Consider the following 7,099-nt stretch of genomic DNA (forward strand, 5'->3'; position numbering starts at 1 on the left):
AATGTTCATTCTAACCATAAACTTTGCCTAAAAGTGTGCAATGTTCCCAAAATAAAAACACCCCGCAGGGTGTTTAGGCAATTTGAATAGAGCAAACATCTAATTAAAGGTCAATGCGCTGCTGCCAGATTCTGTAAGTGTTTTACTCGCGTAATCAATTATAAAATGGTCACTTGGCTTGCCAGAACCTACACCTTTTAAGACACTGAACACTTGCTTGAATTTGTATTGAAACGGCACATTTAATGGGTTGCTATCCAGCACCTTTCCATTCTCCAGCACAGGCGGAACTGGCGACTGCGGGAAGCTGGCCATGAGCAGTTTATACTGCTTCACACGTACTGCGCCCATGTCATTCAAGGCCAATCCGCCTGCATAAATGGTCCGGTGAAAATCGCCATAAAAGTCATAGGCCGATACTTTTTCCATATCACTGAGGCTGAGGCCCGCATTTTGCGCCAACTGTGCGGCTTTCGCTTCTGCTGCGCTCCAATCCGCGCTGAATTGCGCAGCTGATGCGCTCGGCGCCTGTGAACTTTGCGCCAAACAGCCCGCGCTGACTTTAAACTTCAGGATATTTTGCACTTCATCGACCTGTGCATAGCTTACTGCCGTATTTAACTGGCTCATAATCAGCATTTGCGCTAAATTCAATTGCTCTGCCAAATCCCGCATATCACAAGGCCAGTATTCATTCATAAAGCGCAGCTGCGATAGCTGGCCAAAATAGAAATGTGTAAATTCACGATAATTCTTAGTCGACAGAATAGCTTTATTCCAGCGCTTAGAATCATTCTCTGCCGTGGTCGATACAATATAGTCATATTCTTTTTGATACAGCGGAAACAGTTCATCAAAGCGCGGCACCTCGTCTAAAGAGATGGTTTTCACTTCTACTTTAGATGGATTGTTCAAATCTACAATTTTATAGGCCGCTCCATATACCGCCAAGGAAGGCGACTGAATATTAACTAAATAGTTGCCTGCCGCATCCTGATAATCATTGGTGCTGTTAGAGTGCATATGCCCGCCCACATGCAGCGGCAGTCCAGTCGCCGCCACTGATTTTGTTGTCTCCGCAGTTGGCACGCGCTCTGTTTGGAAAGCTTTCTCCCCAAACGTCTGTTTAATCGTATCCGTTTGATTCGCATAAAATTCCATAGTTGGATAATGCGAGAAAGCCACCAATTTTTTATTTTCCAGTTTTGCCCGGGCTGCCACACTCTGAATCCATTTCATAGTGCTCTGTTTATGCGTCACCATTTTGTTCCAGCCCGCACTGCCGGCACCGGTATAGCTTCCTTGTTTTTTCGGATTGTCCGGATCAAAACTGTCAGTTGGAATAAACACATTGGCATCAATCGACAGAAGCCAAACACCAGGCACGGGTTCTACCAAATAACTGACATCTGGCATACGCGAACACTTCGTATAATTGGCTTGCTTATACTGCCCGCCTTCACCTTCTTTACAAATTTCATATTGGCGCTTTTCGACCGTAGCTTCAGCCATCGCTTGAGGATAGTTATAGGTTTTTTCGTTATATGTGCTGTAGGGTGTCTCCCAATAGACATCGGCTTGATTCGGCTTAAAGCCATAATCGCCCAGCACATTAATCAGAGATTCATAGCCTTGTTCCATCATGGCGTTGGTGCAGGCCGTATCCGCTTCTGCATTTAAGCAAGCCTGATTCTGCAGCGCATAAATTTTTTGCGCTTGGCCATTTTGCCCCATAAAATCGCTTTTACCCGCTGTTTCATTGTCATAAGGCGCATCCGGGTCATGATTGCCAGGCGCAATAAAAAAGCGCATGCCTTTCTTTTCATATTCTTGCAGTACTTTTTTAAAGCCGTCCACATTCATCGGCTGGCCATCATCCGAAAAGTCCCCCGGAAACGCAATCAGCTTAATCCCCTTGGCTAAAGCGCTATCTAAAGCCGCACGAAACGCAAAATAGTTTTCATTAAATAAACGGGTTGATGTCAGTTCTGCATACATAGTCCGAATGGTCGCATTGCCATGCTCTGTTGGAATGCCCTTAAAAGATGACGCCCCTAAATCACCGTACACATCATGGAAATGCACATCCGCCATAAAGGCAATTTGCGCATTATTTTGTTCAGGCACCCCAGCCTGTTCGTCCTGATTGCCGCTCCCGCATGCAGTGAGCGCTAGAGGACTCAAACACAGCGCCATGACCCAAGCATTGCGCTTGTTGAATGAAAATCTCATAAAAAACCCAATATTTTTAAAGGCATCAAATACGCATTTAAATATTAAAAATGAATAAAATGGTTTAATTGCCTCTACAGGCTAGCGGCGGTTTTTTACATAACGATGAAATACGGGAATTAAACCGTCAAACTCAGGCCTCACCGCACCCTGCACTGAATATCGATCATGCCGTTAAAACAGCTCAAAACGCTGTGAAAAAGGCTGAAATTCATATGGCTGCGCCAAACAGGCTAAAACTTGGGAGAAAATTATTTTTAATTTTGATAATGCTGGCAGCAGTAAAATTGGCGCAATCATAAAAAGCCCTATTTGATTAATGCGTCAAACAGAAATATCAAATAAGCCCTTATCGTGACAAAGCGTTGTGCCCGAAGCTTAAAGCCACTGCAGCTGCTCCGCACAGAGCAAGCTGTTTTCCGTCTAACAGACGTGCGCTTTTAACCTGCGATTGACCATTTTGACTGATGCAGATGATTATTTTCTCTTGAAAAATGAATGCCATTCTGTGTATATCTAGACGCGGGACAGTTAAAAATATGAATCGAAACAAATATTTCTTTATATAGCATGCTAAAAAGACGCAGCAAGCGCCTTGAACAGCAAGGGTTCATCCAATAAAAATTGATGACCCTTGCGTCACGGCTTGATACAACTTGTTATGTTCTTTTTGGATATAGTTATCGTAAGATTAGCGAAGCATAAATGTGCGCTGGAATTGCGCACACGCTTCAAAACATCAACTTAGAAGTCCTCCAAAACAAGGAGATCAGGCATGATCCACGCTGGCAATGCCATTACCGTCCAAATGCTTTCGGACGGAATTGCAGAATTCCGCTTTGACTTACAAGGTGAGTCGGTCAACAAATTTAACCGTGCAACGATTGAAGATTTTAAAGCAGCCATTGAAGCTGTTAAAGCCAATAGTGAAGTGAAAGGCTTAATCGTTACTTCGGGCAAATCTACATTTATCGTTGGCGCAGACATCACAGAATTTGGCGAAAACTTTGCACAAGGCGAAAAAGCGATTGTGGATTGGGCATTGCCTGTTCACGACATCTTCAACGCATTTGAAGATTTAGACCTTCCTAAAGTCGCTGCCATCAACGGCATGGCTTTGGGCGGCGGTTTTGAAATGTGCCTGGTGTGTGACTACCGCGTAATGTCGGAAGCTGCGCAAGTCGGCCTGCCTGAAATCAAACTCGGGATCTTCCCTGGTTTTGGCGGCACAGTGCGTTTAAGCCGTCTAATCGGTATCGACAATGCAGTTGAATGGATGGCCATGGCTAATCCTAAAAAACCAGCTGCTGCACTGAAAGACGGCGCGGTTGATGCGGTGGTTGCTGCAGACAAACTGCAAGAGGCTGCTATTGATTTAGTGAAGCAAGCGCTTGCTGGCCGTGTAGACTGGAAAGCAAAACGCCAAGAAAAACTGGACCCGGTTAAATTAAACCCATTAGAACAAATGATGGCATTTAATTCATCGAAAGGGGCTGTTCTTTCTAAAGCGAACCCTGCGCAATACCCAGCGCCGAAACTTCTTCTAGATTCTTTGCAAGCTGGCGCAAGCTTGCCGCGCAATGAAGCGCTGAAAATTGAAGCAGAAGGTTTTGCAAAAGCAGCGGTCACACCGCAAGCAGGCGCTTTGATTGGTTTGTTCATTAACGATCAAATCGTGAAAAAAACCTCTAAGCGCTATGAAAAAGGCGCGCATCCTGTCAACCAAGCGGCTGTGCTTGGCGCAGGCATCATGGGCGGCGGCATCGCTTACCAAGCGGCCAGCAAAGGCACGCCAATCATGATGAAAGATATTGGCAACCCGCAGCTTGCTTTGGGCATGAAAGAAGCCAATGGCTTACTGACCAAACAAGTTGAACGCAAGAAAATGACCCCAGCAAAAATGGGCGAAACACTTGCGCGCATCCGTCCGACTTTAAGCTATGACGAGTTCAAAGAAGTCGACATCGTGATCGAAGCGGTAACGGAAAACCCGAAAGTGAAGGGTATCGTACTGGCAGAGACAGAGAAAAATGTCCGTGAAAACACGATCATTGCCTCGAACACATCGACAATTTCAATCACTCGCTTGGCTGAAAACCTGCAACGCCCTGAAAACTTCGTCGGCATGCACTTCTTCAACCCTGTGCACATGATGCCATTGGTCGAAGTCATCCGCGGTGAAAAGACTTCTGCTGAAGCGATTGCAACCACTGTCGTTCTTGCTCAGAAAATGGGTAAAACGCCAATCGTAGTGAACGACTGCCCGGGCTTCCTTGTGAACCGTGTACTGTTCCCTTACTTCGGCGCATTTGACCTGTTGCTGAAAGACGGCGCTGACTTCCAGCAAGTTGACAAAGTGATGGAAAAATTCGGCTGGCCTATGGGCCCTGCTTACCTGATCGACGTTGTCGGCATTGACACGGGCGTTCACGGTGCAGAAGTCATGGCGGAAGGTTTCCCTGACCGCATGAAGCCGGATTATAAAGGCGCGACCTTGACCATGTATGAAAACAAGCGTTTGGGGCAAAAGAACGACGTTGGTTTCTACAAATACGAACTTGACCGTAAAGGCAAAAAAGCCAAAGTGGTTGATCCGACTGCGTATGAGCTGGTTGCTTCTGTGGCGACTGCGGAAAAACGCGAATTTGATGCTCAAGAAATCATTGACCGCATGATGCTGACATTCTGCAACGAAACAGTTCGCTGCCTAGAAGACAACATCGTAGCGACTGCTTCTGAAGCAGATATGGCGATGATTATGGGTGTCGGTTTCCCTCCATTCCGCGGCGGCCCATGCCGTTACATCGACCAAACAGGTGTTGCTGAGTATGTTGCGCTTTGCGACAAATACGCGCACCTCGGTAAAGCTTATGAAGCGCCGCAAATGCTGCGTGACATGGCTGCTAACAACAAAAAATTCTACGGTTAAGGAGCAACGTGAATGGCTACTTTAAATCCGCGTGACGTTGTCATCGTTGATGGCGTACGTTCTGCAATGGGTAAAACCAAAAACGGCATGTTCCGCAATGTACGCGCTGACAGCTTATCTGCTGAATTGGTTCGTGCTTTAGTTGCCCGCAACCAGTTCGACACCAACGAAGTTGAAGACGTAATCTGGGGCTGTGTTAACCAAACCCTAGAACAAGGGATGAACATTGCGCGCAACATCGCGTTATTGGCTGACCTCCCTAAAACTGTTGCCGGTCAAACAGTCAACCGCCTGTGCGGTTCATCAATGCAGTCAATTCATACTGCAGCGGCGCAAATTGCAACCAACCAAGGTGATATCTTCATCATTGGCGGTGTAGAGCACATGGGCCACGTCGGGATGATGCACGGCATTGACCTGAACCCTGAAGCGTCTAAGCACTATGCAAAAGCGTCGAACATGATGGGCTTAACCGCTGAAATGCTGGGCCGCATGAACGGCATCAGCCGTGAAGAACAGGATGCGTTCGGTGTGGAGTCTCACCGCCGCGCTTGGGCTGCAACACAGGAAGGCCGTTTCAAAAATGAAATCGTAGGTGTTGAAGGCCATGACCAAAATGGTTTTAAAATCCTGTGCGATATTGACGAAGTGATCCGTCCTGATGCCAACATTGAAACTTTTGCAAGCTTACGCCCTGTATTTGACCCAAAAGGCGGTACAGTAACAGCGGCAACTTCTTCGGCGTTGTCTGATGGCGCGTCTGCAATGCTGCTGATGTCTGCTGAACGCGCTCAAGCCTTGGGCCTTAAGCCGCGCGCGGTAATCCGCTCTATGGCGGTTGCAGGCTGTGATGCTGCAATTATGGGTTACGGCCCTGTTCCTGCAACGCAAAAAGCGCTGAAACGTGCCGGCTTGTCTATTTCTGACATTCAAACTTTTGAATTGAATGAAGCGTTTGCAGCTCAAGGTTTGTCTGTTCTTAAAGGCTTAGGCATTTATGACCAGCAAGACCGTGTGAACTTGAACGGTGGTGCAATCGCTCTTGGTCACCCATTGGGCTGCTCAGGCGCACGTATCACGACGACTTTGCTGAACGTTATGGAACAGCAAGATACGCAAATTGGTCTTGCAACCATGTGTATCGGTCTTGGTCAAGGTATCGCGACCATTATCGAACGTGTTTAATTTTTAATTAAATACTGAGATACAAAAACCCCGCTAAGTGCGGGGTTTTTAATATTTGAAATATATGAATTTAAATTCAATTTTCATTCAGACCTCTACCCAATAATTAAATCAAAACTCAGTGTACCAACTATCAAATCAAAACCGTTCCTTTCAGCCACTTGCCGCATCAAAATACTCAATGGGAGAAAAAACAATTTTGACAATTTTCAAACGATTTAATGTTAGGCTTAAAGCCAATAAAAATTCAATTTGCCTAATTTCAAATTATTGGGAGTCCATCGATGTTTGCATCACCATTAAAAACAATCCTCTGCCTAGGAATTATGGGGACACTGGTCACAGGCTGCGCCACCAAAACCCTCATGACCAAAAACAATAAAACCTATACCCGAACCCATAAAGTCAGCTTAATAGAAGACCAAGTGGTGGCATTTGGACAACCTACTCAGCCTCTGCCGAATTTACCTGCACATAGTTTAGTGATTGCGGGGCAACAAAAAAGTTATGTCCTGACCCAAGGCGGACCTCAATTTGTCAGCTTGATTGGGAAACTGGACCCAAAAAATATTCAAATCACGCGGGAACTGAGTTTCTATTCAGAAAAAAATGATGGCCATTTTACAGGGATACTTCCCTTATCTTACGTAAAGCTCAAAGAAGACATCAGTAAGAAAGATCTGGAGTTTTTTATTGAAAATGGCGCCAAGGAATGCTCAAATTCAAGTGATGAACGCATGCTGGCTCAGCGTT

4 protein-coding genes are annotated in these 7,099 nt (G+C 45.9%); 3 read left to right on the top strand and 1 reads right to left on the bottom strand.

Annotated elements, in window-relative coordinates; all coding sequences use genetic code 11:
* Positions 1-99: 99 nt before the first annotated feature.
* Positions 100-2,232 (bottom strand): metallophosphoesterase family protein, encoded by a 2,133-nt coding sequence (locus AZH43_RS01940; RefSeq protein ID WP_206598952.1) that lies wholly within the window; start codon positions 2,230-2,232, stop codon positions 100-102.
* Positions 2,233-3,007: 775 nt separating this feature from the next.
* Here AZH43_RS01940 and fadB point away from each other — a divergent pair.
* The 3 genes from fadB to AZH43_RS01955 all read left to right on the top strand — a co-directional run.
* Positions 3,008-5,161, top strand: a complete 2,154-nt coding sequence (fadB, locus tag AZH43_RS01945) for a fatty acid oxidation complex subunit alpha FadB (RefSeq protein WP_067666025.1) — start codon at positions 3,008-3,010, stop codon at positions 5,159-5,161.
* Between the two features lie 12 nt (positions 5,162-5,173).
* Positions 5,174-6,346 carry an acetyl-CoA C-acyltransferase FadA gene (gene fadA / locus AZH43_RS01950; RefSeq protein ID WP_067666028.1) on the top strand — a complete coding sequence of 391 codons (1,173 nt, stop codon included), beginning with the start codon at positions 5,174-5,176 and terminating at the stop codon, positions 6,344-6,346.
* A gap of 284 nt (positions 6,347-6,630) precedes the next feature.
* Positions 6,631-7,099: YidX family protein (locus tag AZH43_RS01955; RefSeq protein ID WP_067666036.1), on the top strand; the 469-nt coding region annotated here is incomplete at its 3' end.

Origin of the sequence: Acinetobacter pragensis, assembly GCF_001605895.1 — a bacterium.
GTDB classification, from domain to species: Bacteria; Pseudomonadota; Gammaproteobacteria; order Pseudomonadales; family Moraxellaceae; genus Acinetobacter; species Acinetobacter pragensis.